Annotated in this window: 1 protein-coding gene; it reads left to right on the forward strand. The window is 42.0% G+C overall.

Annotated elements, in window-relative coordinates:
- The coding region (locus tag DS839_RS35795; RefSeq protein WP_119275350.1) for a TonB-dependent receptor plug domain-containing protein at positions 1-1,008 on the forward strand (1,008 nt) is incomplete at both ends.

A 1,008-nucleotide genomic window follows, 5' to 3' on the forward strand; every position in this document is an offset into this window, starting at 1 on the left:
AAACAACGGGGGCTAATTTAGGCTTTACCAGCGAATTTGGCGGAGAGCATCTGTTTAAAGATGGTGTGAATCTGCGTAAAGAGCAGACAGGTAGTCAGAATTCGTTCGGCAATATTAAAGGCGAACAAAAATTCGAATACGGATTATATGCCGAAGGGATTTGGTCTTTAGGTAAAGTGCTGACCTTAACCACAGGGTTACGTTATGATTACTATGATTTGGATACAGCGGGTAAAGTGGATAAAAACGGTAAACCGCTTGCCGGTAATAAATCGGTATCCGATAAAAGATTAAATCCGAGTTTCGGATTGATTTGGGACATTACACCGAATTTTGCTTTGAATGCTAAATTAAATTATGCAAGTCGCAGCCCTATTTTAGCTTCGGCAAATACCATAACCGATAACCGCGGTTCATTAGATAAAGCCAGAGGCTTACGTTTTATCGATCCTAAATTGAAAACCGAAGACGTACGTTTGGCGGAAGTCGGTTTTGAATGGAAATATGCCGATTTTAATTTAAAAGGCAGCGTGTTCGAGCAAAGAGTTAAAAACTTCTATCAAACGACCAACAGTATCATTAGCAATGCGGGAACCTTAAAAACGAAAGGTTATGAAGCCGAGTTGGATTATCAATGGAACGCATTAAAATTAACCGCCGGTGTGGCGTATGCCGATCCGAAAGCGGACTTTGCGCTTTCTAATGATCCGCTGAATGTTATTCCGCAAGGTCGTCAATGGAGTACCGGTGTTTCGTATAAATTTGTTGAACCGAATTTAGAGATCGGTTGGTTAGGTCGCTATGCTCAGTCTAAAGAGTATAAAACGGGCGCTGCGCCGAAAGTCGAAACGAGAAGACGTATCGGATACGGCGTACATGATATTTTCGTAAACTGGCAGCCGCTTAATCAAGACAACTTCAATGTGAATTTCACGGTAAAAAACATCGGTAATAAATTCTATCGTAGCCACAGCCAAAGAAATCTTGAAGTCACGCCGCCAAGCCCGG

The organism is Taklimakanibacter deserti (genome assembly GCA_003574785.1).